At 65.6% G+C, this 24,333-nt stretch carries 25 protein-coding genes and 1 pseudogene; 19 read left to right on the top strand and 7 right to left on the bottom strand.

The window, feature by feature from the left end; all coding sequences use genetic code 11:
- Nucleotides 1-13 precede the first annotated feature (13 nt).
- From ACG04Q_RS21070 to ACG04Q_RS21060, 3 genes are all read left to right on the top strand, one after another.
- Nucleotides 14-502, top strand: coding sequence for a DUF6622 family protein (locus tag ACG04Q_RS21070; RefSeq protein ID WP_394513343.1), 489 nt, complete (start codon nt 14-16; stop codon nt 500-502).
- Nucleotides 503-730: 228 nt separating this feature from the next.
- Entirely contained in the window at nt 731-982 is a 252-nt protein-coding gene (locus tag ACG04Q_RS21065; protein ID WP_394513342.1) for a type II toxin-antitoxin system CcdA family antitoxin, read from the top strand.
- Nucleotides 982-1,296, top strand: coding sequence for a CcdB family protein (locus ACG04Q_RS21060; protein WP_394513341.1), 315 nt, complete (start codon nt 982-984; stop codon nt 1,294-1,296). The genes ACG04Q_RS21065 and ACG04Q_RS21060 overlap by 1 nt, the downstream gene beginning before the upstream one ends.
- A 10-nt stretch (nt 1,297-1,306) precedes the next feature.
- Here the strand turns inward: ACG04Q_RS21060 and ACG04Q_RS21055 are convergent, their stop codons facing one another.
- On the bottom strand, nt 1,307-1,807 hold the full coding sequence (locus ACG04Q_RS21055) for an endonuclease V (RefSeq protein ID WP_394513340.1): 501 nt from the start codon (nt 1,805-1,807) through the stop codon (nt 1,307-1,309).
- Between the two features lie 386 nt (nt 1,808-2,193).
- Between ACG04Q_RS21055 and ACG04Q_RS21050 the strand changes: the two genes are divergently transcribed.
- The 7 genes and pseudogenes from ACG04Q_RS21050 to ACG04Q_RS21020 all read left to right on the top strand — a co-directional run.
- Complete coding sequence (locus tag ACG04Q_RS21050; protein ID WP_394513354.1) at nt 2,194-3,378, top strand: efflux RND transporter periplasmic adaptor subunit; 1,185 nt, start codon at nt 2,194-2,196, stop codon at nt 3,376-3,378.
- Nucleotides 3,379-3,394: 16 nt separating this feature from the next.
- The gene (locus ACG04Q_RS21045) at nt 3,395-6,538 is read left to right on the top strand and encodes an efflux RND transporter permease subunit (RefSeq protein WP_394513339.1); all 3,144 of its coding nucleotides are present in this window, start codon (nt 3,395-3,397) and stop codon (nt 6,536-6,538) included.
- Nucleotide 6,539: 1 nt separating this feature from the next.
- Nucleotides 6,540-7,943 (top strand): efflux transporter outer membrane subunit, encoded by a 1,404-nt coding sequence (locus ACG04Q_RS21040; protein ID WP_394513338.1) that lies wholly within the window; start codon nt 6,540-6,542, stop codon nt 7,941-7,943.
- Nucleotides 7,940-8,548, top strand: a complete 609-nt coding sequence (locus tag ACG04Q_RS21035; protein ID WP_394513336.1) for a TetR/AcrR family transcriptional regulator — start codon at nt 7,940-7,942, stop codon at nt 8,546-8,548. Before ACG04Q_RS21040 ends, ACG04Q_RS21035 begins: the two co-directional genes overlap by 4 nt.
- A 269-nt stretch (nt 8,549-8,817) precedes the next feature.
- On the top strand, nt 8,818-10,005 hold the full coding sequence (locus tag ACG04Q_RS21030) for a hypothetical protein (protein ID WP_394513335.1): 1,188 nt from the start codon (nt 8,818-8,820) through the stop codon (nt 10,003-10,005).
- Nucleotides 10,006-10,098: 93 nt separating this feature from the next.
- A complete protein-coding gene (locus tag ACG04Q_RS21025) occupies nt 10,099-10,506 on the top strand; it encodes a hypothetical protein (protein ID WP_394513334.1) in 408 nt (135 codons plus the stop codon).
- A 52-nt stretch (nt 10,507-10,558) separates the two neighbouring features.
- Nucleotides 10,559-11,209: pseudogene (locus ACG04Q_RS21020) on the top strand (thymidylate synthase); the annotation flags it as partial.
- Nucleotides 11,210-11,735: 526 nt separating this feature from the next.
- Here the strand turns inward: ACG04Q_RS21020 and ACG04Q_RS21015 are convergent.
- On the bottom strand, nt 11,736-12,071 hold the full coding sequence (locus ACG04Q_RS21015) for a helix-turn-helix domain-containing protein (protein ID WP_394513332.1): 336 nt from the start codon (nt 12,069-12,071) through the stop codon (nt 11,736-11,738).
- Between the two features lie 18 nt (nt 12,072-12,089).
- On the opposite strand from ACG04Q_RS21015, the gene ACG04Q_RS21010 reads away from it, so the two are divergent.
- The 4 genes from ACG04Q_RS21010 (at nt 12,090) to ACG04Q_RS20995 (ending at nt 14,515) form a co-directional block, all read left to right on the top strand.
- Nucleotides 12,090-12,536 (top strand): hypothetical protein, encoded by a 447-nt coding sequence (locus ACG04Q_RS21010; RefSeq protein ID WP_394513331.1) that lies wholly within the window; start codon nt 12,090-12,092, stop codon nt 12,534-12,536.
- Nucleotides 12,537-12,563: 27 nt separating this feature from the next.
- Nucleotides 12,564-13,301, top strand: a complete 738-nt coding sequence (locus tag ACG04Q_RS21005) for a hypothetical protein (protein WP_394513330.1) — start codon at nt 12,564-12,566, stop codon at nt 13,299-13,301.
- Between the two features lie 188 nt (nt 13,302-13,489).
- The gene (locus ACG04Q_RS21000; protein ID WP_394513329.1) at nt 13,490-13,933 is read left to right on the top strand and encodes a hypothetical protein; all 444 of its coding nucleotides are present in this window, start codon (nt 13,490-13,492) and stop codon (nt 13,931-13,933) included.
- Nucleotides 13,934-14,038: 105 nt separating this feature from the next.
- Complete coding sequence (locus ACG04Q_RS20995; RefSeq protein WP_394513328.1) at nt 14,039-14,515, top strand: hypothetical protein; 477 nt, start codon at nt 14,039-14,041, stop codon at nt 14,513-14,515.
- Nucleotides 14,516-14,624: 109 nt separating this feature from the next.
- On the opposite strand, the gene ACG04Q_RS20990 is transcribed toward ACG04Q_RS20995, so the two are convergent.
- Nucleotides 14,625-15,500: a ComEC/Rec2 family competence protein gene (locus ACG04Q_RS20990; RefSeq protein WP_394513327.1), complete on the bottom strand. Its 876-nt coding sequence runs from the start codon at nt 15,498-15,500 to the stop codon at nt 14,625-14,627.
- 285 nt (nt 15,501-15,785) lie between these two features.
- On the opposite strand from ACG04Q_RS20990, the gene ACG04Q_RS20985 reads away from it, so the two are divergent.
- From ACG04Q_RS20985 to ACG04Q_RS20965, 5 genes are all read left to right on the top strand, one after another.
- A complete protein-coding gene (locus ACG04Q_RS20985) occupies nt 15,786-16,940 on the top strand; it encodes a ComEC/Rec2 family competence protein (protein WP_394513326.1) in 1,155 nt (384 codons plus the stop codon).
- Nucleotides 16,940-19,180 (top strand): ThiF family adenylyltransferase, encoded by a 2,241-nt coding sequence (locus tag ACG04Q_RS20980; protein ID WP_394513325.1) that lies wholly within the window; start codon nt 16,940-16,942, stop codon nt 19,178-19,180. The genes ACG04Q_RS20985 and ACG04Q_RS20980 overlap by 1 nt, the downstream gene beginning before the upstream one ends.
- Nucleotides 19,177-20,271 carry a patatin-like phospholipase family protein gene (locus tag ACG04Q_RS20975; protein ID WP_394513323.1) on the top strand — a complete coding sequence of 365 codons (1,095 nt, stop codon included), beginning with the start codon at nt 19,177-19,179 and terminating at the stop codon, nt 20,269-20,271. Before ACG04Q_RS20980 ends, ACG04Q_RS20975 begins: the two co-directional genes overlap by 4 nt.
- 83 nt (nt 20,272-20,354) lie before the next feature.
- Nucleotides 20,355-21,149, top strand: coding sequence for an endonuclease NucS domain-containing protein (locus ACG04Q_RS20970; RefSeq protein ID WP_394418118.1), 795 nt, complete (start codon nt 20,355-20,357; stop codon nt 21,147-21,149).
- Between the two features lie 28 nt (nt 21,150-21,177).
- Nucleotides 21,178-21,756 (top strand): hypothetical protein, encoded by a 579-nt coding sequence (locus tag ACG04Q_RS20965; protein WP_394513322.1) that lies wholly within the window; start codon nt 21,178-21,180, stop codon nt 21,754-21,756.
- Between the two features lie 281 nt (nt 21,757-22,037).
- On the opposite strand, the gene ACG04Q_RS20960 is transcribed toward ACG04Q_RS20965, so the two are convergent.
- The 4 genes from ACG04Q_RS20960 to ACG04Q_RS20945 form a co-directional block, all read right to left on the bottom strand.
- Nucleotides 22,038-22,385 (bottom strand): hypothetical protein, encoded by a 348-nt coding sequence (locus tag ACG04Q_RS20960; RefSeq protein WP_394513321.1) that lies wholly within the window; start codon nt 22,383-22,385, stop codon nt 22,038-22,040.
- A gap of 25 nt (nt 22,386-22,410) precedes the next feature.
- On the bottom strand, nt 22,411-22,785 hold the full coding sequence (locus ACG04Q_RS20955) for a hypothetical protein (RefSeq protein ID WP_394513320.1): 375 nt from the start codon (nt 22,783-22,785) through the stop codon (nt 22,411-22,413).
- Between the two features lie 9 nt (nt 22,786-22,794).
- Nucleotides 22,795-23,139, bottom strand: coding sequence for a hypothetical protein (locus tag ACG04Q_RS20950; RefSeq protein ID WP_394513319.1), 345 nt, complete (start codon nt 23,137-23,139; stop codon nt 22,795-22,797).
- Nucleotides 23,140-23,454: 315 nt separating this feature from the next.
- Nucleotides 23,455-24,057 carry a hypothetical protein gene (locus ACG04Q_RS20945; RefSeq protein ID WP_394513318.1) on the bottom strand — a complete coding sequence of 201 codons (603 nt, stop codon included), beginning with the start codon at nt 24,055-24,057 and terminating at the stop codon, nt 23,455-23,457.
- Nucleotides 24,058-24,333: the final 276 nt, after the last annotated feature.

Genomic DNA, 24,333 nt, shown 5'->3' with positions numbered 1-24,333 from the left:
CCGAGCCACCGCCATGAACACCGCCGCCCACCTTCCCGTCTGGCCCTTCGCCCTGCTCGCCGTGCTGCTGGCCGTGGGCCATCGGCAGTCGCGCAGCCGGCTCGTGCAGCCGGCCACGCTGGTGAAGCTGGCGGCGGCCATGCTGGCGCTGTCGTTGTTCGGGGTCATCGCCACCTTCGGGGCCGGCGCCATGCCGGTGCTGGCCTGGGCGGCAGGCTTTGCCGCCACGGTGGGGTTTGGCGCCCCGCTGCTCGCGCCGCGCGGCCTGGCGCGCGAGGGCGGCGCGGTGCGCATGCCCGGCAGCTGGGTGCCGATGGGCCTGATGCTGGGTATCTTCATGACGAAGTTCGGCCTCGGGGTTGCGGCCGGCGTGCATGCCGAGGTGCTGCACGACGCGTGGTTCATCATCACGGCCTGCGCCGTGCTGGGCCTGCTCAGCGGCGCTTTCGCGGCACGTGCCCGGGCCGTGCACCACTTCGACCGGGCGGCAGCCGCGGCCTGACGCGGCCGGCAAGGCGCCCTGGGCTGGCAGACGTTCGCGACCAGGATGCGAGGCCGGGTCTTCAAGGCAGACCCTGGTTAAGCGTGACGCAGCCCCACTGGCTTGCGTGGATCATCTTCATCAGCATTGCCCCCGCGGCACGCATGCATCTCTCTCGCAAGCCACGGCCCGAGCTCACCGCTTGAAGCAACGCGCATAATTCATGCGCATCATTCGTGGAGCCTGTTCATGCCCAGAACCGTCGACGCCCCAAAGCGAGCAGTCAATCTCAGCGTGAACAGCAAGGTGCTGGACATGGCCAAGGAGTTGGGCATCAACGTCTCAGCCACGGTCGATGCGCTGCTGACAGCCGAGGTGGAGAAGCGTTACTGGGAGCGCTGGAACGAGCGGAACCGGCAAGCCATCGAGGACTACAACGCGCGCATCGAGCGTGAAGGGCTGCCGCTTGCCGCGTACCGCAGCTTCGCGAAGGAAGATTGATGCCGCGCTTTGACGTCTACGCCAACCCGAGTGTGCGCGAGCGCAAGACGACGCCCTTCCTTCTGGATGTGCAAAACGACTACATCGACGGGCTGGCAACGCGCGTGGTGATTCCGCTGCGCACGGAGGCCTACTTCGGCACGCGCGCTGATCGACTGAATCCGTTGGTGCATGTGGCCGACGAGGCGGTCGTGCTGGACACGGCCGCTATGGGCGCGGTGCCGCTGAACCTGCTCAAACGCCCGCTGACCAACCTGCGTGTCGAGCAGGGCAACATCACGACCGCGCTGGACACGCTCTTCGGCGCGTTCTGATTCGCCAGGCTCACTCGCCGCCCTTCGCCAGCCGCGCCACCAGCTTCAACAGCGTCGGCACGCGCTTGCGGCCATGCATGCCGCGCACGCGCACCTTGGCGGCGCCGATGTCGACGCCGGCGCTGGTCACGGTCAGCGGCCGGGCTTCTTCTTCGCGCATCACCTCGAACTGGGCCGTGAGCCCCGGCCGGCTGGTCTTGGACACGCCGATGACCGGCACGCGGCCGGCCAGCGCGTGGAACAGCTGCAGGCCCGAGCCCGGCGTTTCCTCGGCGTCGAGGTGGACGAAGCCGTCGATGACGATGAGCTCGGGCGCCAGCGCGTGCTCGCGCAGCAGCTGCATCACGCAGTGCAGTTCGCGCAGGTCGGGCTCGCCGCGGGCGGGCTTGTCCACCTGGGCGATGGACGTGACGTAGGTCTGGCTGGCTTCAGGCGCGTCCCAGGCGTCGAACGCGACGGCGGCGGCGCAAGCCCGAGCGCCGTCGAAGTGAACGGTGATGGCGAGTTTCATGCGCCATTCTGACGCGGGCGCGGCGCCGTCAGGCGCTGGCGCGCACCCGGCGCCGCGACCGGGCGGCCTCCCCAGCCGGCCGGCCCTCAGCAGGCCCAGCCGCGCCGCGCCATCGGCAGCCGGGCCGGCGGGCCGCGCCCACACCGTGCAGCAGTTCACGGCGAGGCGCCGAATGCCCCACAACACTGAATGGTCATTCATTCTTTTCTTGCCAGCAATGCGGCAGAAAATAGAATGAACGATCATTCAATATCCAGAAGACCTTGCGGCCCCGCCTGTCGACACGGCGCGGCGCCCAAGGTCAGCCCCCCCTGCACCGAGGTCTCTCCATGCCCACGCCCACCCTCCCCCGCACTCCCGCCCAGCCGCGCCGCCGCTCGCTGGGCATGCCTGCATTCGCCACGCTGACCGTGCTGGTGGCGGTGGCCGCCGCGGTGTTCCTGACCGCCTGCAGCCCCGCCGGCGCCCAGCAGGGCGACGCCAAGGCGGCGCCGCCGACGCCCGTGTCGGTGCTGACGCTGCAGCCGCAGCGTGTGGCGCTGAGCACCGAGCTGGCCGGCCGCACGGTGGCCACCCAGACGGCCGAGGTGCGGCCTCAGGTCAGTGGCATCGTCAAGGCGCGCGCCTTCACCGAGGGCAGCGACGTGAAGGCCGGCCAGTTGCTCTACCAGATCGACCCGGCGAGCTACCAGGCCGCGCTGGACAGCGCCAAGGCCGCGCTCGCCAAGGCCGAAGCCAACGCGACGACGGCCCGGCTCAAGGCCGGCCGCTATGACGAGCTGGCCGGCATCGACGCCGTCAGCAAGCAGCTGCGCGACGACGCCCGCGCCGCGCTGCAGCAGGCGCAAGCCGACGTGGCCGCCGCCACCGCCGCGGTGCGCACGGCGCAGATCGACCTGGACCGCACCCGCGTCAGCGCGCCCATCGCCGGCCGCATCGGGCGCTCGGCGGTCACGCCCGGCGCGCTGGTCACGGCCAACCAGGCTGGCGCCATGGCCACGCTGCAGCAGCTGGACCCGATCTACGTCGACGTGACGCAGACCAGCGCCGAGCTGCTGCGCCTGCAGCGCCAGCTGGCCGACGGCACGCTGCAGCGCGACGCCGCCGGCCAGGCGCGCGTGAAGCTGCTGCTGGAAGACGGCACGACGTACGCGCTGGACGGCCAGCTGCAGTTCTCCGAGCTGCAGGTGGACCCGGCCAGCGGCAGCGTCACGCTGCGCGCGAAGTTCCCCAACCCCAAGCGCCAGCTGCTGCCGGGCATGTACGTGCGCGCCCAGGTGCAGAGCGGCGTGCAGGCGCAGGGCCTGCTGGTGCCGCAGGCGGCGGTGTCGCGCGACGCCAAGGGCAACGCGACGGCCATGGTGGTGGGAAAGGACGGCAAGGCCGAGCCCCGCGTGCTGCAGACCGGCGCGGTCGTCATGGGCCAGTGGCTGGTGACGGCGGGCCTGGCGGCGGGCGACCAGCTCATCGTCGACGGCCTGCAGCGCCTGCGCCCGGGGGCCCCCGTGCAGGCGGCGCCGGCCCAGCCGGCCACCGCGCAGATCGCCGCGTCGGCGGCCCAGGCGCGCTGATCGAGGAGGCCCGACCATGTCCCGCTTCTTCATCGACCGCCCCATCTTCGCGTGGGTGCTGGCCATCGTCATCATGCTGGCCGGTGCGCTGTCCATCCGCACGCTGCCGGTCTCGCAATACCCCAGCATCGCGCCGCCGCAGGTCTCCATCAACGCGAGCTACCCCGGCGCGTCGGCCAAGACGCTGGAGGACACCGTCACCCAGGTCATCGAGCAAAAGCTCAAGGGCATCGACGGGCTGACGTACATGTCCTCCACGTCGGACTCGCAGGGCAACGCCAGCATCACGCTGACCTTCGCCGCCGGCACCAACCCCGACACCGCGCAGGTGCAGGTGCAGAACAAGCTGGCCGGCGCCACGCCGCTGCTGCCGCAGGAAGTGCAGCGCCAGGGCGTGCAGGTGGTGAAGTCCACGATCAACTTCCTGATGGTGGTGGGCTTCGTGTCGGAGGACGGCAAGCTCTCCGGCACCGACCTGTCGGACTACGTCTCCACCAACGTACTGGACCCGCTGAGCCGCGTGGAAGGCGTGGGCGAGGCGACGCTGTTCGGCGCGCAGTACGCGATGCGCATCTGGCTGAACCCGCACCAGCTGAACCAGCACGGCCTGACGCCGGCCGACGTATCCGCCGCCATCCAGGCGCAGAACGCGCAGGTCTCCGCCGGCCAGCTGGGCGCCGCGCCCGCCAACGTGGGCCAGCAGCTCAACGCCACCGTCACGGCGCAGAGCCGGCTGCAGACGCCGGAGCAGTTCCGCAACATCGTGCTGAAGACGGCCGCTGATGGCGCCACCGTGCATTTGCGCGACGTGGCCCGCGTGGAGCTGGGCGCGGAGAGCTACGCCACCGTGTCGCGCTACAACGGCAAGCCCGCTGCGGGCGTGGCCGTGAAGCTGGCCACCGGCGCCAACGCGCTGTCCACGGCCAAGGCGGTGGAGGCGGAACTCAAGCGCATGGAGGGCTTCATGCCTGCCGGCGTGAAGGCCGTCATCCCCTACGACAGCACGCCCTTCGTCGAGGTCTCCATCCACGAGGTCGTCAAGACGCTGATCGAGGCGGTGATCCTCGTGTTCCTGGTGATGTATCTGTTCCTGCAGAACTTCCGCGCCACGCTGATCCCGACGATCGCGGTGCCGGTGGTGCTGCTGGGCACCTTCGGCGTCATGGCCGCGGCCGGCTTCTCCATCAACACGCTGACGATGTTCGGCCTGGTGCTGGCCATCGGCCTGCTGGTGGACGACGCCATCGTCGTGGTCGAGAACGTCGAGCGCGTGATGACCGAGGAAGGCCTGTCGCCCAAGGAGGCCACGCGCAAGTCCATGGGCCAGATCAGCGGCGCGCTGGTGGGCATCGCGCTGGTGCTGTCGGCCGTGTTCGTGCCGATGGCCTTCTTCGGCGGCTCCACCGGCGTCATCTACCGCCAGTTCTCCATCACCATCGTGTCGGCCATGGTGCTGTCGGTGCTCGTCGCCATGGTGCTGACGCCGGCGCTGTGCGCGACGCTGCTCAAGCCTGGCCACGGCGCCGCCACGCGCGGCTTCTTCGGCGCGTTCAACCGCCGCTTCGACGCGACGACCCACCGCTACGAAGGCGTCGTCGCCCGCATGATCCGCCGCTGGGGCCGCCACCTGGTGGTCTACGGCCTCATCGTCGCCGGCATGGCGGTGCTGTTCCTGCGCCTGCCCACGTCCTTCCTGCCGGAGGAAGACCAGGGCATCCTGTTCTCGCAGATCCAGCTGCCCGCCGGCGCCACGCAGGCGCGCACGATGGACGTGGTGCAGCGCGTGGAGAACCACTTCCTGCAGAACGAGAAGGACAACGTCGACTCGGTGTTCGCCGTCACCGGCTTCAGCTTCGCCGGCCGCGGCGAGAACATGGCCATCGGCTTCGTGAAGCTCAAGGACTGGAGCCTGCGCAAGAGCGCCGCCCAGCAGGTGCAGGCCATCGCCGGCCGCGCGATGGGCGCCTTCATGCAGTTCCGCGATGCCTCGGTCTTCGCGTTCGCACCGCCGGCCGTGCTGGAGCTGGGCAACGCCAGCGGCTTCGACATCTACCTGCAGGACCAGGGCGGCGTGGGCCGCGAGGCGCTGGTGGCCGCGCGCAACCAGTTCCTGGGCATGGCCGCGAAGGACCCGACGCTGGTGGCCGTGCGCCCCAACGGCCTGGCCGACGCGCCGCAGCTGCGCCTGGACGTCGACACGGCCAAGGCCGGCGCGTTGGGCCTCTCGGTCGCCGACATCAACAGCCTGCTGTCCACCGCCTGGGGCGGTGCCTACGTGAACGACTTCATCGACCGCGGCCGCGTGAAGAAGGTCTACCTGCAGGCCGACGCCGCCTACCGCATGCAGCCCGACGACCTGAACAACTGGCGCGTGCGCAACGCGCAGGGCCAGATGGTGCCGTTCTCGGCCTTCGGCACGGCGAACTGGGAGCTGGGCTCGCCCCGCCTGGAACGCTACAACGGCCTGCCCGCACTCGAAGTGCTGGGCCAGCCGGCGCCGGGCAAGAGCTCGGGCGCAGCGATGAAGTCGGTGGAGGCCATCGTCGCCCAGCTGCCGCCCGGCGTGGGCGTGAGCTGGACGGGCCTGTCCTACCAGGAGCGCCTCACCGGCGACCAGGCGCCCATGCTGTACGCGCTGTCGCTGCTGGTCGTGTTCCTGTGCCTGGCCGCGCTGTACGAGAGCTGGAGCATCCCGTTCGCGGTGATGCTGGTGGTGCCGCTGGGCGTCATCGGCGCGCTGCTGGCCGCAACGCTCCGTGGCCTGTCCAACGACGTGTACTTCCAGGTCGGCCTGCTGACCACCATCGGCCTGTCGGCCAAGAACGCGATCCTCATCGTCGAGTTCGCCAAGGAGCAGATGGAGGCCGGCAAGGACGCCGTGGCCGCCACGCTGGAGGCTGTGCGCCTGCGGCTGCGCCCCATCCTGATGACGTCGCTGGCGTTCGCCCTGGGCGTGCTGCCGCTGGCGATTGCCACCGGCGCCGGCTCGGGCAGCCAGAACGCGATCGGCACCGGCGTGCTGGGCGGCATGTTGAGTGCGACGGTGCTGGGCCTGTTCTTCGTGCCCGTGTTCTTCATCGCCGTCCAACGCTGGTTCCCGAAGAAGACTTCTCCGGCGCCCGCCCCGCAGGCGGCGCCCCAAGCCCTGGAGGGCGTGTGACATGACCAAGTTCCTGACCATCCTCGCCGCGAGCCTCGCGCTGGCCGGCTGCGCCAGCATGGCGCCCACCTACGAGCGCCCCGCCGCCCCGGTGGCTGCGCAATGGCCGGTGGCGCCCAGCGCCGCCGCCACCCAGGCCGCCGACCTCGGCTGGCGTGAGTTCTTCACCGACACGCGGCTGCAGGGCCTCATCGACCAGGCGCTGGCGAACAACCGCGACCTGCGCGTGGCGGTGCTGAACGTGCAGCGCGCCCAGGCCCAGTACGGCGTGCAGCAGGCCGATCGGCTGCCCACCGTCAACGCCGCTGCTGCTCAATCGGCCACGCGCTCGCCCGGCGGCAGCATCAGCCGCCAGTACAGCGCCACGCTCGGCGTCAGCGCCTGGGAGCTGGACCTGTTCGGCCGCGTGAAGAGCCTGAGCGACGCGGCGCTGCAGCAGTACCTCGCAACGGACGACGCCCGCCGCAGCGCGCAGGTCAGCCTCGTTGCCGAGGTGGCCGGCGCCTACCTGACGCTGGCCGCCGACCAGGAGCGCCTGCGGCTGGCCGAGCAGACGCTGCTGGCCCGCCAGGAAGGGCTGCGCCTCACGCAGCGGCTGCAGGCGGCTGGCGTGGCCTCCACGCTGGACCTGCGCCAGGCCGAGATCGCCGCCGAGACGGCACAGACCGACCTGGCCGGCCTGACCACCCAGGTCGCGCAGGACCGCAACGCGCTGACGCTGCTGGTGGGCCAGCCGCTGGCGCCCGAGCAGCTGCCCGTGGCCGGCACCGATGCCGCCGTCACGCAGACCGCCGAGCTGGCCGCCGGCCTGCCCAGCGACGTGCTGCTGGCCCGGCCCGACGTGCAGCAGGCCGAGCGCACGCTGCAGGCGGCCAACGCCAACATCGGCGCGGCGCGCGCGGCCTTCTTCCCGCGCATCAGCCTCACGGCCAGCGCCGGCAGCGCCAGCAACGCGCTGGACGGCCTGTTCCGCTCGGGCTCGGGCCTGTGGACCTTCATGCCGCAGGTGTCGCTGCCGATCTTCGACGCCGGCCGCAACCGGGCCAACCTGACCATCGCCCAGGTGGACCGCGACATTGCCGTGGCGCAGTACGAGAAGGCCATCCAGGCCGCCTTCCGCGACGTGGCGGACGCGCTGGCGCAGCGCGCCACCATAGTCCAGCAGGTCGCGTCGCAACAGCGGCTGGTGGCGCAGACGCAGGACACCCTCCGCCTGGCCGAGGCCCGCTTCGCCAAAGGCGTGGACGATCGCCTGGCCACGCTGGACGCGCAGCGCTCGCTGTACGGCGCCGAGCAGGGGCTCATCAACGCGCGGCTGGCGCAGCAGGTCAACCGCGTGACGCTGTACAAGGCGCTGGGCGGCGGCCAGGGCGCGGCCGCGGCGGCGCCACAATCCACGTCGTGACTGCCGCCAACACTCCCTCCGACCGCACGCTGGCCCGCCGCCAGCAGGTGCTGGACGCCGCCGCCGACTGCTTCCGCCGCCGCGGCTTCCACGCGGCCAGCATGGCCGAGATCGCCAAGACGGCGGGCATGAGCCCGGGCCACATCTACAACCTGTTCGAGAACAAGGACGACATCATCGCGGCCATCGTCGAGCGGGACTGCCAGGACATCCTGACCCGCATCGACGAGTTCCGGCAGGCCGGCGACCTGCTGGAGCAGATGCTGGCCGGCACCGAGGAAGCCATCGACGAGCACAGCCAGGTGGCCGAAGCCGCGCTGCAGCTGGAGGTGCTGGCCGAGGCCAGCCGCAACCCCAAACTCGCGGCCGTCGTGCAGCGCAGCCAGGCGCTGGTGAACGAGAAGGCCCAGGAGCTGATCCGGCAGAGCCTGGGCGAGCACGCCGGCCGCGTGGCCGACGAGGAAATCCAGGGCCGGGCGCTGATGCTGGGGGCGCTGTTCAACGGCCTGACCGCACTGGGCGTGCGTGACCCGGCGATGTCGCAGCGCGTGCCGACCATGGCGCCCGTGATGCGGCGCGTGCTGCAGGTGCTGCTGGCGCCATGATCGCGCCCGCCGCTGCGGCGGGGCACTACCGGCGCGGCGACTCCTAACGACTTCTTCGGCCGCAACCCGACATCACGCCGTCCTCAAGCGCCAGGATGGTAATCGCCAGCCCGGCACCTAGTCTGGTTCGGCGTGTGCCGGACCTTCCACAGCCCCTCGGCCCGGCACCGCGCCGCCGTCGACCTGCCCTCGCTGCCGCCTGGCGTGCACCGCGAACGGGCCGACTCCAGTCCAAGGACATTGGACGCCGACCCTGATGGAGATTCCCCATGAGTAGCGCACAAACCGCGATGAACACGCTGGCCGCCCAGTGGTACAACGCCGTCCTCTCCGGCTGCAAGCTGTCGCCGGACGAGTTCCAGCTGATGCAGGGCGCCATGCCCATCGGTGCGACCACCGAGAACCTCTGGAACGTCTTCGACAGCGTGCCGCCGCTGACGGCCACGACCTTCTACAACCCGGCCCAGGTCAGCAGCTTCAGCCAAAACTACGCGGGCGTCATCAGCGCCGTCATCGCCCAGGGCACGCTGCAATTCCAGCGCGACATGGGCGACTACTACGCGCAGTGGAACAACTACAAGAAGACCATCTCCCCGCTGCCCGCCGACAACCTCGCATGGTCCAAGGCCTTCTCCAGCTGGGCCAATGCCAACCTGCCGCAGAGCCAGGTGACGACCAGCATCACCGACTTCAACACCATGCTGCAGGACCCCATCGCCGTGGCGGCCAACCAGCTGCTGAACGTGCAGTTCGCGCCGGCCACCATGCACCCGGGTGACTATGCCTACACCACCACCATCGAGCAGCTGCAGCTCGCGCTGAACAATGCCAGGCCGGCCACCGTGCAGCTCAACAGCAGTACGCAGTCCAGCGACGTCAGCCACACCTGGGCGCAGTCCGAAGCGTCGGGCATCTTCGACATCTTCGGCCTGGGCGGCGACTCGTCCTACGACGAGCTGACCACCAAGGTCACGACGGCCGGCGTGAACATCCAGGCCAAGTTCGCCAAGCTGGTGACGCTGCCCGCCGGGCCGCTGAAGCAGCCCAGCGACGACAACCTGCTGTCGCAGTTCGTGCCTTGGTTCAATTCCGCCGCGCTCGGCGAGGCCCATGCCAAGCAGGACAACACGGTCTGGAAGGCTGGCGACGCCATCACGTGGGAGAGCACCTTCGGCCCCGGTGGCAACCTGCAGCGCTTCGCCGCCGCGATGGTCATCGTGGATGGCATCTCGCTGACGATGACCTCCAAGGCGGGTCTATCCACGCAGGACCAGGCCAGCTTCAAGGCCGCCGCGGCGGGCGGCGTGTTCCCGTTCTTCGAGGCGGAGGCCAGCGGCGGCTGGTCGCACGACGTGAGCTTCGACGACCAGGGCAGCGTCACCGTCACCTCCAGTTGCCCCGCGGGCAACCCGCAGGTGCTGGGCGTGCTGGTCAGCCCGATCGCCGACCTGTTCTGACACCCCACGCAGCAGACGCCCCGCCGCACCTTGCCGCGGGGCGGGTATCGCCATGGCTGTCCACCAACCGGGAGAACCCACATGATCCTGTGCATGACCTCCGACGACATCGGCATCGTCAACGACGCCTATGCCGGCTACGACCAGAACGTCTTCGGCATTCCTTACTGCTACCTGCCCAAGCACAGCTACCGCGGCCTCCTGGGCCAGGACGAGGACTTGTTCATCTCGGCGCACGGCAACGACGACGAGATCGGCAACGCGGCCGGCCAGCCGGCATACACGCCGCAGCAGCTGGCAGCCGCGCTGAACAACGACGTGCTGCCCGGCAACTACCGCGGCCGCATCTTCGTGTCGGCCTGCGGGTCGGCGCCGGTCTACGTCAACGGGCTGCTCACGGCTCTGGGCAACGCCTACCGGGGTCGCGTGTTCGGCATGTACGGTGACATCGACTACACCATCGCCGCCCCCGGCGCGCGCGACTGGGTGGCTGCACGCTGAGGCGCCCCCGGCGCCGACGCTGCGGCCCGATGGCTGTCGGACAATGCGGGGCATGAGCACGACGCCCCGCCCTCCGCAGCAATACGAAGATTTCATGCGCCATGTGTTCGAGCATGGCGTGCACAAGAGCGACCGCACCGGCACCGGCACGCGCAGCGTGTTCGGCCACCAGATGCGCTTCGACCTCGCCGCCGGCTTCCCGCTGGTCACGACGAAGAAGGTGCATCTGAAGTCCATCATCCTGGAGCTGCTGTGGTTCCTGCGCGGCGACAGCAACGTCAAGTGGCTGCAGGAGCGCGGCGTGACGATCTGGAACGAATGGGCGCGCGAGGACGGCGACCTGGGCCCGGTCTACGGCGTGCAGTGGCGCAACTGGCCCACGCCGGACGGCGGCCACATCGACCAGATCGCCGACGTCGTGAAGACGCTGAAGTCCAACCCGGACTCGCGCCGCATCATCGTCAGCGCATGGAACGTGGCCGACCTGCCCAAGATGGCCCTGATGCCCTGCCATGCGTTCTTCCAGTTCTACGTGGCGGACGGCAAGCTCAGCTGCCAGCTCTACCAGCGCTCGGCCGACATCTTTTTGGGCGTGCCGTTCAACATCGCCAGCTACGCGCTGCTGACGATGATGCTGGCCCAGCAGTGCGACCTGGCCCTCGGCGACTTCATCTGGACCGGCGGCGACTGCCACATCTTTACCGAACCAAAAAACAATCAACTCCATTGACGATCAATGACTTAGATCGCTTTCAGGCTGCACTTTTTTAAGAAACATGCAGTTCTTCGGCCTGGTCTGTCGGTGAAGGGGCGCTCGCGACCTCCGTAGCATCTGCGCTGTGAGACCCCAAAAGAAACAGCGCAAGCGTCGAAATCACGCCTCGGGGAGGGCCTCAGGCTCGCGTTCCGAACCGAGTTGCAGACGCATCACCGAAGGCACCTCAATGGACCCTAAGCCCCTGATTCAGCTTGCATCCTCGCTTAGGCCGGGAGACCGCCTTGAATGGATCAAGCACCTCAACAAGCACCCTGACCATGTCGTGAGAATCGTCGCGATCCGCTCGGTGGCAGTAGTCGTGGTCGTCATCGCCGGGATGCTCATCTGGGCAGTCCGGGCCTGATACGTTCGCTATTCACATCGAGGACGTGCAGGTCCAGTAGCGCCTGCTTTCGATTTGTTTACGGGGAGCGGCGAGTTCTACCTGCCTCATGGCCGGCCGCTGCGAATTTCAGCGGCGGGCCCGCCTCTCCGCCTCCAGCAGCAACTGCCACGGCCGGTATCCAAGCGCCGTGCAGAGTTCATCCAGGCTGTCCAGCGCCAGCGCCATCTCTCCGCGCTCGACCAACCCGATGCTGTTGCGATGCAGCCCTGCCCGAGACGCTAGTTCCTCTTGGGAAAGCGCTGCCCCAAGTCGTGCTTCACGGACGACCTGACCAAAGGCAACTAGGAACTTGACGCGCAATCTGGGCTTTCGAGCAAACCTCGAATTCTGTGAACTACAGCCCTTTTGGTCTACACAATATACTGTGCATCGCGCGCTGATCGCCCCTGCTTTCTGCGCCACATTGACCAGACTTCAACCATGCTTTTCGTCGCACGCTCGCCCAGCTTTCTCGAGGTCACTCGCGTGGAGTCGAAGGCCCTTGCAGGAGTGAATGAGGCGGCCAGGTCGACTCAGCTTCCCTGGCTGGTACTCACCTATTTGCTCCCCGGCGAGGCGCCCAACGCCGCGATGGAGACGGCTTGCGCGCAGAGCATCGAGACCTTGTTGGAGCACATGAAACAACGGCCAAAGGCTCAGCCGGCAAGTCTGCTGTACATGAGGCCTCCCACCCTGAACGACCAATGGTCTCGCCTGTACGTCCATTTCGTCGTCAGAGGGAAGTGCAATGGCGTGCCCGTGTACCTCTACGAACTCGGCGGCCCGAGAGGGTTGTGCCTGCTCGACGGCGAGAACATCGACCCCGATGACATCTTGCAGCGCAAGGTCGTCTTGCAAGTCAACTGGTCGCGCCACTTCAATTGGTGATGGGTCGTGCGCGCATTGTTCCTCTCCATGGACACGGTGCTGGGGCCGCTAAGCCGCGATGCCGAGTACGTTGAGGCCGTGCAGTGGATAGGCCAGCTCGGCGCTGACCTGGCTCCTCAGAACGACGTCCAGGTGGTGTTCAACCGGGACTCAGATAAGTTGTACCCAATCGTGGCTGCAGAAATCCTTCTTGCCGCGCTCGGGACACGACACATAGAGATTGCAGGCGCCGCAGAACTCGCTGGCCCCATAGCGGCCTACGTGCACGAGCATGACGTCACTGACTTCGTCGTGCTTGAGAACTCGCGGGCCGAGCCTGACGGGCCTTTGGCAGACAACACGATCCTCTGCGATCCCTCTCGCGGCGACGAGGACCATGCGCTGGTCGAAATACGAGAGTGGCTTGCTGGCTCCGCGCGAGAAAGAAGCGCCGTGCTAACGGCAGTCCTGCAGGCCAGCCCTCCCCCATCTGCTGTGGAACGGCGGCGAACGCTGCTGCCGCCTGGCAAGCCTGAACGCGTCATTGCAATCGTGGCGGCCGTGCTGCCCGAGTTCGAACTTGTGCGTCTGGAAGCGGCTGGTGACTTGACCGTGAGCATTGGCAAACGAACGCCTGGGATTGACTGGCGCGAGCTGCAAGTCGGCCAGAGGGTCGAGTGCGACATTGAGGGGGAGTACGCCACTCGAGTAGTGCGCGCCCGGTTGTTGCCCCCCGAGGAAGCCGCGGCAGACGGATCAGGCAACGATGAGGGCCGTACACCATGAAGCTGTCTCTTTGCCCTCACTGCAGGACTATCCACCAAGTTGTAGGTCCAACCGGCATCACGGAGCTCAGCGAGGAAGCCCGCTCGCGGCGTCTCCGTTGCGCGCTCTGCAGCACAAGGACTGTCCAGTTCCGCCAGATAGCAGACGCGCCAGACACCGCGCCTGGCGAGTTCGGCTATCCCTCGGCCGTGACCTGCGCCTTCGAAGTTCAGTTTGCTCACTGGGCGAACGCCACGGCGGGCGACATCATCCTCGCTTCTCAGGATGGCTTGCCGTTCTACCAGTTGACCAGATTGGCCCGCGGGCTGCGCGTCGACGGCGCAACGCTGGGCAAGTGGGTCGACCTCGAGGCCGACGCTATACCAGCTGGCATCCGCACATGGGCATCTCTGGATGCAGAGCGGACGGAGGTGCTCCTCTTCATCGCCTCGTTGACCGGTCGCATAGAACTGGCCCAGAACACAGCGGGTGCGAGGCTCGCCGTGGACCCCGGGCTATGGACTAGCACCTGGCTTCGCAAGCCGAACAAGGAACTCGACGGGCGCCTTCCTGAGGAGTTCTTGTGCACGCAAAGCCGGCGCGAAGTCTTGAACGACCTGGTGGCGCAAGCCGTCCAAAGAGGCTACGGATGAACCTGGCCGGCGTTGCGCCGGTGCGTGGTGGACGGCACTCCCGACCGTCACACCGGTGTCGGTCGCGACTGCTTCATGGCCATCTGATCGAAGCGAGGTCGGCACATGGAAGATATTCCCGAACGGCGTTTCACGCCGGTCCATTCGACGCAACTGGGTACGAGGTACGTCCTCATGTCGGACATCCCGAGTCGCCTGCAGGACCACTGCGAGCGCTTTGCCCGCGGCCGGCGTGCCTTGCTCCTTCTACCGGAAGGGACCATAGCGATGTTCTACGAGGATTGGCTGCTCTGGGCCGATTCCATAGACGTCGACAGCAATCCGCGTCCAGTGGCGTCCGGAGGCATCGTGCGCGCAGAGCGCGTCAGGCTCACGCCCTCGGTTCCTCAGTTCCGATGCGACCGCTGCGGTGCCGCGGCGCAGTACAGCGCTGACGACGGATTGACCAATCTCCTGCAGCTGAGCTTCGACGGAGGTATCGGCTCTGCCCTTGATGTCAGGAGGCGCTTCGACCTCGACATTTGCCACGGTTGTCTGAAGGAGACCTTTGGGCCCTGGTTGCGGGTGGTGTCAGGCGGTTGAGCTGACGTCGGATACGGCTGCACGAAATTCCCCACCGACGACCAGATGCGTCCGCACTTGAAAGGGTGCTCCTAGCTTTCGCCCGCGACATAAGTGCCATCCTGGGGCGTCAGTACACGAAGCATTCCCGGCCCTGAAACGAGAAAAGGATAGGGCCATCGCAGCGGGTGGTCAGCACCCTGCGCACTCCTTGCTCGTTTCGAAATCCGTATATGCCGCTGGCCTTGCTGCCGTAGAACCCGGTGGTCTCTTGGGTGTCGTATTGCTTGTAGTCGTCGCTGATTACCACAAGCTTCGGTGAGCAGCCATAGACGCTGAACATCTCGGGATATAGGCCGCTCCTGCGGCCGTGGTGTGACGCAATGAGCACCTCAACCCCGGCCACCGTTGTGCGGAAAGGGGGACAGGTCTCCAGCAGATGACGCCACCCCTGCAATTCCAGGTCGCCCGGAAACATGAACCGGTGACCATACACGTCAAGGGTGAACACCAGGCTCAAGTTGTTCTCGTCGTTGAACCGGGTGCAAGGGTTCCAAGACCAGATCATGCCGACGCCCGGTATGTCTGGCGGAACCTGCCGCCAGCCAATCGACTGGCGCGCGGCGAGCGCATTCGCGACCGCCTCGATACCCCTGCCGAGGTTGTTCTGCCCCCCCTCAGTCTTGAGGCGCACGATGGTCCCGGCGGGCACGGTGGGATTGCCCAGAATGCAGCCGACCGTGATCCCGCAAGCCTCCAGGTCTGGAAAGCCTGACATGTGGTCCTCGTCGTAGTTCGTGCAAACCAGCATATCGAGGTAGTTCACCCCCAACGACTGCAGGTGCCGACCTGGATACCATGGCGCCCCGCGAAAGTTCACCGCGTGCCCGCAGTCGATGAGAACCCGGTAGGCGTGGTTCGGACCGAACGGAATCGTCAGCAGCGCGCACTGGCCGTGGTCCACGTCAAAAATCTGCAGGGCGCCGTCGTGGAGGGGTGGTGTCATTTCGTCCCGTCTCGTCTTACTGCGATGCCGCAGGATTTTCAGCGGGGGTTAGCCACTTCTCACAGCGGTGACCAGCGGTGCTACCGGCTGCGGTTTCGCCGGCCCGCGATCTTGCCTACGCCCTGACGATTCTGCGGAAACCCAGGCTCACCTGGTGAGCCACCCCACCTTCACACTGCCGTTGCCGAGCCGCAACCCGATTGCTCCGGCGTCGCATCATCGTTACATTTGTTGCTAGCACTCATAGAGAACGAGTGCTAACAACCGAAATCGCTCAGGGTATCTATGGCAAAGGCACACAAAGTAGTCTTCTACCCGGTCGGGAACGGAGACACGTCGCAGGTCATCACCACGGAGGGCCGGCGCCTGCTGTTCGACTACCGGCACTGCGCCAAGGGGGAGGATTCAGACGAACCCGAGATTGACCTGGCGAGCCGGCTTCGCTCGGAGCTGAAAGGCTCAGGCAAAAACTATTTCGATGTCGTCGCCTTCACGCACGGCGACCTGGACCATATCCAGGGTAGTACCGACTTTTTCCACCTCGAGCACGACAAGAAGAAGCAAGGCGGCGAACGCAAATTCGCGAAAGAGATGTGGTTCCCCGCAGCGATGCTGCTGGTCGAACCGGAGGACAACCCAGAGCGCGAAGAATACGTGCTGTGCTTGGAGGCCCGGCACCGGCTCCTCGAGGGCAAGGGCATTCTTGTCTTCTCACGACCGAAGGTGCTGATCGACTGGCTCGAGAAGGAGCTGAAGAAGAAGGGGTTGGCGTCCGACGCTCGCGACCACTTGTTCATCGACGCCGGCCAGCTCGTCCCGGGCTTCAGCCTGGTACAGGATGCCCTTGAGGTCTTCTGCCACTCCCCTTTCATCAAGCACTGCGGGGACGGTGAAGACATCGTGCGCAACGATGCGTCGCTGATCTTCAATGTCCGGATGCAGATCGGCAGCGACCTCTATGACTACCTCGAGGTCGGCGACTCGACCTGGGAGGTGCTGGAGGAAATCGTCGAGACGACCAAGAAGCACGACAACATGGACCGCCTGGCCTGGGACATCTTCAACATCCCTCATCACTGCAGCTACAAGGCCCTCAGCGACGAAAAGGGCGAGAAGAAGACGACGCCCAAGCCGGGCGTCGAGAAGATTCTCCTCGGCGGTAAGCCTGGGTCGTACATCGTCAGCAGCAGCCGGCCGATCCCGGACATCAAAGAAGCCTACAAGCAGGAACAGCCGCCCCACATCCAGGCTCGCAATACCTACGAGGAGTACGTCAAGAAGGTTGACGGCAACGACTTTCTGGTGACGGGCGAAGAGCCTCGGGCGAACGCCCCCGAGCCAATCGAGTTCGAAATCACCAGTCAGGGTTTGTCGCTCAAAAGCGCTGCTGTAGCCGGCGCAGCAGCCATCGTGCGCTCCGTCGCGCCCCGGGCTGGCTGATGGCCGACGATGAGTTCTATGAGCTTCGCGGCGAGACCCTGTCCGACGAAGCAGCGCTGACACTGCCTCGGACCAAGGCGATAGCGGCCGCGGCCCGGCGAAACAGGGACTTCACCGTCGAAAAATATGCACGGCTGGGCGGTGACGACAATACGACGGCCGAGTTCATCGTCATGGAGGTGAAGACGCGCGGCGTGCCCTCCAAGAACGCCGCCGGCATCAAGTACCGCGAGCGCATAGCAGTCGTGGTGCGTGCCGACCCCAAAGTTCTGGTGAACGTCTGGGCTTTGCGTAAGGCCTTCCCGCGGCTGCTGCACCAGAACCGAGTCGGCCCCAACGCCCCTGCTGACCTGTGCCTCTATTTTGAGCCGGTCAAGGCGGTGCTGCGTGAATGGACACCCGAGACCTTCCTGCGCCGAATCCAGTGGTGGCTCGAGAACTCCGCGAAGGGGACGCTTCACGCGGCGGACCAGCCAGTCGAGCAGCTTTTCTTCATTGCCGACTACGAGCTTGTGCTGCCCTGGAACTTCGACGAGCTACGCAAGAAGGAGGGGGGCAGGTTCTCCGTAGTACCCGGCATGAAGCTGGCGAATGGTCGTCTGACGTTGAGGCTTGTGCCGAACGCCTGTGAAGGTCTCCTACCGGTGTCGTTGGTGCAGCTTGACCTCCCCCCCGTCATTCAAGGCGAGGTGATGCCTGAGCCGGCTACGCTTGCGGAGCTGCAAGGTCTTCTGGAAGGCCGGGGATTGGACCTACTCGCCGAGCTGAAGGCCCTTGTTCAGCCGCGCGTCGGTCACGACGGGGCCCTGCCGACGTCCGACGAGGAATTCACCCTCGTGCTCTTAAACATCCCAGTCAAGCGCACTGCAGACGTCGAGCCAGAGCGCACGCGCCACCAGGCGTTCGTGCTCGCTGGAAGCCTGCTTGAGCTTGGCGAAAAGCTTGGCGTGCTGATGAAGCACGCAGGGCGGTACTTCCAGGATGTCCTCCGCACGCAACCAGCGGATGCGTGGAAGTCGGTTGCTCTGCTCACGTCAGAGGTCCTCCAGTTCAACAGCGCGAAGGCGGCGCGCGCCCAGTCCGGTATCACGGAGCCCGGGCCGGAAGCCACGTTGATCGGCGTCGGCTCGCTGGGTAGCCTGCTGGCGTCTTTGTGGGGGCGCATGGGCTGGGGCAAGTGGACTGTCATTGACAAGGATCACGTCAAGCCCCACAACCTTTCGCGACACATCGCGATGCGAGAGCACGTAGGGTTGCCCAAGACGGCCGTCGTGCGGGCGCTCCATGTCTCAGCCATGCTGGACGCGAGCATCGTGACGGATATTGAAGCCGATGCCTGCGAGTTCACCAACGACAAGGTCGCGGCGGCAATCGACTCGCCGGCCCTGGTTGTTGATGCCTCGACCACGCTCGAGTACCCCCGCGCGGTGAGTTCTCGCGACGGCGCTGCACGCCATGCATCGGTGTTCCTGACGCCAAACGGCCGCGACTCGGTGCTGCTAATGGAGGACGCTGCCCGCAAGCTGCGGCTCCGCACGCTCGAGGCCCAGTATTACCGGGCGCTCATCCGAAACGACTTCGGCAAAGACCACCTCGCCGGCAACGCCTCGACCTTCTGGAGCGGGGCCAGTTGTCGAGACATCTCGGCCGTGATGCCGTACTCGCTCATCATGACGCATGCAGGCAGCTTGGCCGACCAGGTGCGGCAGGCCCTGTCGCAGGCTGGCGCGCGCATTCGCATCTGGCAGCGTGACGGCGACACCGGACAGGTCACGGTGCACGACGTCCAGGCGGAAGAGGAAGGCTCAATTGACCTCGGTGAAATGAAGCTCTTCATGGACGCGGGTGTGGAACGGCGCCTGAGGGCTATGCGGGCCGCCAAACTGCCGAATGAAACCGGTGGTGTGCTGCTGGGCTACTACGACTTCATCGAGAAGATGGTGGTCATCGTTGACGCTCTGCCCGAGCCGCCGGACAGCAAGGCCTCGCCCACCGGATTCGAGCGAGGCAAGGAAGACCTGGCGCCGACCGTGGAGGAGGCTATGAAGCGAACTGCGGGCAACGTGAAGTACGTCGGCGAATGGCATAGCCACCCGCGAGGCCATTCCACGACGCCGAGCATCGACGACCGGGTGCAGATGGCCCATCTGTCTTTGGAGATGTCGAGCGACGGGCTACCCGTCCTCCAGCTGATCGTCGGGGACACGGACATCTTCATCAGCCAAGGAGAGGTGCGTTGACGCAGGCAGAGCAAGGACGCGGCATTGCCCTGGCGCTTTCCGGCGGAGGCGTCAGGGCCATAGTGTTTCACGCAGGCGTCCTTCGCTGGATGGCCGAGCGCGATCTACTCGAACGGGTCACTCGCATTTCAACTGTCTCTGGCGGGAGCCTCTTGACCGGGCTGATCTTTCAGTTCAACGGGATGAAGTGGCCCTCCTCGAGCGAATACCTGACACACGTCTACCCGCAGTTGAGAGCGGCGCTTTGTGAGCGAAGCCTCATGTGGGGTGCGTTCCGCCAACTGCTGAACCCGTTGAACTGGCGCTTCCTGCTGTCCCGCGCCAATCTCCTCGGCCTCGCGCTTCGCAAAGAATGGCAGATTCAGGCGCCCCTATCGGCGCTTCCCCGCACTCCCGAGTGGTCGATCAACGGCACGACGGCCGAGAACGGAAAGCGCTTCCGTTTCAAGGCGGGCCAGATGGGTGACTACGAGCTTGGGTACGCGGAGGACTGTCACACCTTCCCCTTGGCGAATGCTATGGCTGTGTCCGCTGCGTTCCCTGGCCTCATCGGACCGCTCACGCTGCGTGCGGACAGCTTCGAATGGAAAAAGCGCCGCTGGGGCACGACGCCCGGCAGCGAGCAGGTCGTTACCCTTCCGTTTCGAAACCTCCACCTGTACGACGGTGGTGTGTACGACAACCTTGGCTTGGAGCCCCTGTTCGACGCAGGCCGTCAACGCTCGAAAGTTGGCGACGAGTGCATCGTCGCCTCGGACGCAGGGCTGCCGCTTGCGCCAGGGTTCGAATCGAACCCGCTGAACATATTCCGTCTCCGACGGATCACCGATGTGATGTCCGAGCAGGTGCGGTCGCTTCGCGTGCGAGCCTTCTCGAACTTTCTACAGGGCGGCAAGGCCAGAGGCGCGTTCCTATATATCGCAGGGCCCAAACCGGAGGAGCCCGACGCCGAAGCGCTGTATGCGATGCGATTCCCGACGTCGCTCAGCCGCCTTTCTGTCGAGCAGTTCGAACGCCTGGCAGAGCACGGGCGCTCTGTCGCGCAGGCTGCGGAGGACAACTATGGCGCTCTGTGCTCGAAGGAGCATTAAGCACGGGAGCAGCCGAAGGTGGCCATGCCAACCCGGGACGCTATGCTGCCGCAAAACGATACGACCACGGATGAGGGAGCAGCATGGCGAAGACCATCTATGACAAGCCCACCAGGGCCCTTCTGAAGGACATGCTGGCTGCGTGGGACCTCAAGCCCGGCCAGGTGTTCACGAGCTCAAGGGCGGTCGAGTGGTTCAGCACCAACTACCCGAAGCTGAAGCCGGTCACCATCCGTGCGCATCTCGTGCAGGCCTCAACGAACGACAAGAACCGTCTGCACCACCCCTCGACCAACGAGACCGACGACATCCTCTTCAAGGTGGACACCGGCCAGTACCGCCTGTACGAAGCCGGCAAGGACCCCTCCCCGATTCATGAGCTCGTCCAAGGCGATGTCGAGCGGCAGGAACAGCAGGTCGCGGCGGACAGCGAGGAAGCCGAAGCTGAAGAGCCGTGGGCTGGCTCGTCGGAGTTCTTGCTGGAGAAGGACCTGCAGCGCTATCTCGTCGAGAACCTCGAGTGCATCGAGCCAGGACTTAGGCTGTACGAGGAAGAGGACATTCGTGGCGTCGAGTTCGAGGCAGGCAGCGGTCGGCGAATCGACATCCTGGCGGTGGACCGCAACAACTCGCTCGTCGTGCTGGAGCTCAAGGTGTCCCGTGGGTATGACCGCGTCGTCGGCCAGTTGCTTCGCTACATGAATTGGGTCCGCAAGGAAGTGGCCGACCCTGGCCAGCGCGTGCGGGGCATCATCATCTGCCGAACGATGTCCGAGGACCTACGCCTGGCCTGCGCCTCGATCCGAGACGTTGAGCTCTGCGAATACAGGCTGTCGGTGACGGTGTCGAAAGTACCCGCGCTCGAGTTGCCGTCCTGACGACCGCTCGCGGAATTGAAGACACTCCATGAAACGAGCAGCGGCACCTAAGGCCGCGCACCATGCGCCGGCAGACTGGACTCAAGAGTCCCTGGAGGACGAGCTGCATCGCTCGCTTGGGCGCCTAGTCTATGAGGCTGCGAGGTTCGACTTCTTCGTCGGCTTGCAGCTGAACTGGCTCGGACCGTACCTCCAGGTAGACGTTTCCAAGTACCTCACCCCTTCGAAGTACACGCTCGACAACCGGCTCGCCATCCTCAGGAAACTCGTAAGGAAGGCCTACAGGTCCGCGGGACCTGAGGTGATTGCCGAGTTCGACCAGTGGTTTGCGAGCGCACGTTCTGCGCGTGCCCTTAGGAACGACTACGCCCACGGCAGATGGGGCGTTCCTGGCAAGCTGGCAGAGTCCCCTCTCGGCCCCCACCATCCCCGAATCCCCATGCTGGCATTCGTTCGATTGGACTGGGACATGAAGCCGAACCAACCGGATCGAAGCGTCGATATGACCGTCGAGGAACTCAAGGAGCAAGTCGCAGAGGCAGTCGCTGTCTTCAGGGCGTTCTTCGGCCTATCAGAGAAGCACAAGCATCATTGCTTGCCTCAGTAGGAAGCACGGATGGCTACAGAGCGTGCCCCTTCAGGATCGGGCATCGTGGCCACATCGCATCGAGGATCAAGGTGTGGATACGCGCCCTGGTAATACCCACACGCAGCACCTTCCGGCTCTTCTCGTACGGCGGTTCGTCATTCCTCCAAACGAACGAGGATTCCGCCTGAAACTCCCGGCTGCTTATGTCTAGGTCGTCCACCATGTGGGCCAGTGAAACGCCGTGAGGACGTGGATGCCGAGGACGCACTCGTCTAGGCAGCTCTGGCCAGGACGTGCGCCTACTTCCGCGGCTTGGGGTCGGGTCTCACGCTAGTGATCCGCACCAAACCGCTCTCCCCGGCGCTGTCGGTAAATCCAATTGCCGCTTCCAGGTTCGGCTGTGCTTCGACGGTACGCGCGTGCCGCTCAACGCGCGCAACTAGCGAGCCTTCTGTCGCCGAGTCGAGGGCGCCCAGCGCCTTCAAATCTCCCAACAGCTTGCCGGCATGGCCGTATAGGTGCCCCGCCTCAGGACGTAGAAAGCCTTCTCGAGCAACCAGGTAGGTTGCGACTCGGTTACGATGGTCCACGTCGACCCTGACAACAGCAGCGGGGCTGACTGGTTCACCTGTAGCGTCGATGAGCATGCGGCTCTCCTGCAGAGCAGAAATCCTAGGCCTGCGCGTCCTGGGTCTCAAGCCCAGCTACGGCTCGTTGGGCCAAACTGAAACCGAGGTGAACGGCTTGCTTCGTCCCAGCATCGGCTCGGCCTGACCCAACGTAGACGTTCGCCGCGCGCATCGGGACCAAGAGGTCGCGCGCGGCCACCAGGATGTCTGCGTCACTCCGGCCCATCACAACCGTCATCCGCCACACCTGCAGCAGTCGGTCGGCGTCCAGCAAGTAAAGCCTCAGCTGCCGGTGCCACGGCTTGCTGGCGGGTAGTGAGGCCAGCAACGCACGGATGAGCAGGTCGAGGTCCTTGATGGACTTGGTGATGCCCTCGAGTTCAGGCTCCGGCGTCGTAGAAGGCGTCGGTACATCCATCTCGCTACATCAGAACTCGTCGACGGTGCTTCGCCCAGCGGATGGCGCGGCCCTTTCGAAGAGCCAGTCGCACCCATCTACGGTTCCGCGCACCACGCGGGCGTTCTCGCGGCCGACGGTACGGTCGTCGCACGCATGGAAGGCTTCCCAGCTCACGGTGTAGTGCACCGCAACGCCGGCTTCGGTGGCCTCTGCGCCGGTGACCTGCAGGTCCGTCATCTGCGCGAGCTCATCGAACTCTGCAACGCTGAAGTCGAGCGCCAGGCCAAAGCCATCGTTCTCGACCATCTCGTTGAAGTACAGCTGCAAGTATTCGCCCGGGGCGGGAATGGGGACGCGGATGTCTGCCGGCATAGCCACGATTTTGAAGCAGCCGACGCTTGTGCAGGTTGATGGCGAAGCTCCCCATGGGTTGCCTACAAAGTGGGGAGGTCATGGCCGTCACCGATCCCCCGACTGTCCGCGGGTCTTCTGCCTGTGTCGACGAACGGCCTTCCGGCGTCGATATGCTGCGCTGCAACATTGGATTTTTGTACCGCTTGTCTCCTCCACCACCCATGGGTGGATTAGCCCCTGCTGGCCACCGGCCGGCTGGGGCGTTCTTTTAAGACTTGCCGACATCAGGCCTGTCGACGCCGCTGGCGTCTGTCGCCAGGCAAGGCCAAGCGCCTACTGGTGGACTTTGGGAGGCAGAGGATCAACGACTGTCACGCGCTTGAGGTCTGCGCTATAGGCCAATAGAACAGTGCGGCCGACATGCCGAACACTTCTGAGTTCATCGAGCTGGGCCGGACCAAGCGTCTTCGCATGGAAGGCGTCGAGAAACTCCAGGAAGGCACTCACAGTCGCTGCGTACTCCTCCTCGGAGGCGCTCTTCTGGATGAGCAGCTTGAAGCGCAGCCCATCGTCAGCCTCTGCCATCAGCGAGAACAGCAGGGAGTAGTCGTTGTCGCTTCGCTTGCCCGCCGTGCTGACTACTGTCAACGCTGGCGCGCCAGGTCCCACCAAGCGGCCGTAGAGCGTGCTCAAGCCTTTTTTGAGCAGCGTGTAGTGGTCCTTGCCCGCCTCTTTGAAGAAGCCATCGAAGTAGGACTTTCCGATGAAGACTATCGCCATGGTGGGCAGCAGCCATTCAAGGCCTGCTTGAGGGCCTGGCGGATCACGCTCTTCAATCTCGACCGGCACGGAGCCTGTTGCTAGCGCAGCCTCCAAGTCGCGGAACGTGTCCTGAGGGATGGGAAGACAGAAACTGACTGCGAGTGGTGGAAGCATTAGGGAATGCTAGTTCGAATCGCCATGCCAGTCATGCGCTCAGCCGCTGTGCCGTGCTCAACTCAGCATTACGTCGAGCAGCTTCGTGTAGGGGTCGACATGGTCCTGCGGTGGTTTCTGTGCGGCCTTCTTCAGTTCATCGTGACTGCTGGAGGGCCACCAGGGCGGTCGCTTCGCCTCTCCACTGCCATGTGCCTTCGACCGCCAGCAAGCGTGATCTAGGCGCACTACGGGCAACGCGCAGGAGCCAGCGGTCATACGCGCACGAGCTGAACT

Origin of the sequence: Pelomonas lactea, from assembly GCF_043555885.1 — a bacterium.
GTDB classification, from domain to species: domain Bacteria; phylum Pseudomonadota; class Gammaproteobacteria; order Burkholderiales; family Burkholderiaceae_C; genus Pelomonas; species Pelomonas lactea.
The sequence above is the reverse complement of the archived record's forward strand: the minus strand, read 5'-3'. Positions and strand labels throughout refer to the sequence as shown.

Excerpts from the sequence above, each read along its gene's own strand:
- ACG04Q_RS21065 (WP_394513342.1), top strand. The coding sequence starts at position 731 with ATGCCCAGAACCGTCGACGCCCCAAAGCGAGCAGTCAATCTCAGCGTG.
- ACG04Q_RS21030 (WP_394513335.1), top strand. The coding sequence starts at position 8,818 with ATGAGTAGCGCACAAACCGCGATGAACACGCTGGCCGCCCAGTGGTAC.
- ACG04Q_RS21060 (WP_394513341.1), top strand. The coding sequence starts at position 982 with ATGCCGCGCTTTGACGTCTACGCCAACCCGAGTGTGCGCGAGCGCAAG.
- ACG04Q_RS20995 (WP_394513328.1), top strand. The coding sequence starts at position 14,039 with ATGGAAGATATTCCCGAACGGCGTTTCACGCCGGTCCATTCGACGCAA.
- ACG04Q_RS20970 (WP_394418118.1), top strand. The coding sequence starts at position 20,355 with ATGGCGAAGACCATCTATGACAAGCCCACCAGGGCCCTTCTGAAGGAC.
- ACG04Q_RS21025 (WP_394513334.1), top strand. The coding sequence starts at position 10,099 with ATGACCTCCGACGACATCGGCATCGTCAACGACGCCTATGCCGGCTAC.
- ACG04Q_RS21070 (WP_394513343.1), top strand. The coding sequence starts at position 14 with ATGAACACCGCCGCCCACCTTCCCGTCTGGCCCTTCGCCCTGCTCGCC.
- ACG04Q_RS20950 (WP_394513319.1), bottom strand. The coding sequence starts at position 23,139 with ATGCCGGCAGACATCCGCGTCCCCATTCCCGCCCCGGGCGAATACTTG.
- ACG04Q_RS20955 (WP_394513320.1), bottom strand. The coding sequence starts at position 22,785 with ATGGATGTACCGACGCCTTCTACGACGCCGGAGCCTGAACTCGAGGGC.
- ACG04Q_RS20945 (WP_394513318.1), bottom strand. The coding sequence starts at position 24,057 with ATGCTTCCACCACTCGCAGTCAGTTTCTGTCTTCCCATCCCTCAGGAC.
- ACG04Q_RS20980 (WP_394513325.1), top strand. The coding sequence starts at position 16,940 with ATGGCCGACGATGAGTTCTATGAGCTTCGCGGCGAGACCCTGTCCGAC.
- ACG04Q_RS20990 (WP_394513327.1), bottom strand. The coding sequence starts at position 15,500 with ATGACACCACCCCTCCACGACGGCGCCCTGCAGATTTTTGACGTGGAC.
- ACG04Q_RS20960 (WP_394513321.1), bottom strand. The coding sequence starts at position 22,385 with ATGCTCATCGACGCTACAGGTGAACCAGTCAGCCCCGCTGCTGTTGTC.
- ACG04Q_RS21050 (WP_394513354.1), top strand. The coding sequence starts at position 2,194 with ATGCCTGCATTCGCCACGCTGACCGTGCTGGTGGCGGTGGCCGCCGCG.
- ACG04Q_RS21005 (WP_394513330.1), top strand. The coding sequence starts at position 12,564 with ATGGACACGGTGCTGGGGCCGCTAAGCCGCGATGCCGAGTACGTTGAG.
- ACG04Q_RS21040 (WP_394513338.1), top strand. The coding sequence starts at position 6,540 with ATGACCAAGTTCCTGACCATCCTCGCCGCGAGCCTCGCGCTGGCCGGC.
- ACG04Q_RS21055 (WP_394513340.1), bottom strand. The coding sequence starts at position 1,807 with ATGAAACTCGCCATCACCGTTCACTTCGACGGCGCTCGGGCTTGCGCC.
- ACG04Q_RS20985 (WP_394513326.1), top strand. The coding sequence starts at position 15,786 with ATGGCAAAGGCACACAAAGTAGTCTTCTACCCGGTCGGGAACGGAGAC.
- ACG04Q_RS20965 (WP_394513322.1), top strand. The coding sequence starts at position 21,178 with ATGAAACGAGCAGCGGCACCTAAGGCCGCGCACCATGCGCCGGCAGAC.
- ACG04Q_RS21045 (WP_394513339.1), top strand. The coding sequence starts at position 3,395 with ATGTCCCGCTTCTTCATCGACCGCCCCATCTTCGCGTGGGTGCTGGCC.
- ACG04Q_RS21010 (WP_394513331.1), top strand. The coding sequence starts at position 12,090 with ATGCTTTTCGTCGCACGCTCGCCCAGCTTTCTCGAGGTCACTCGCGTG.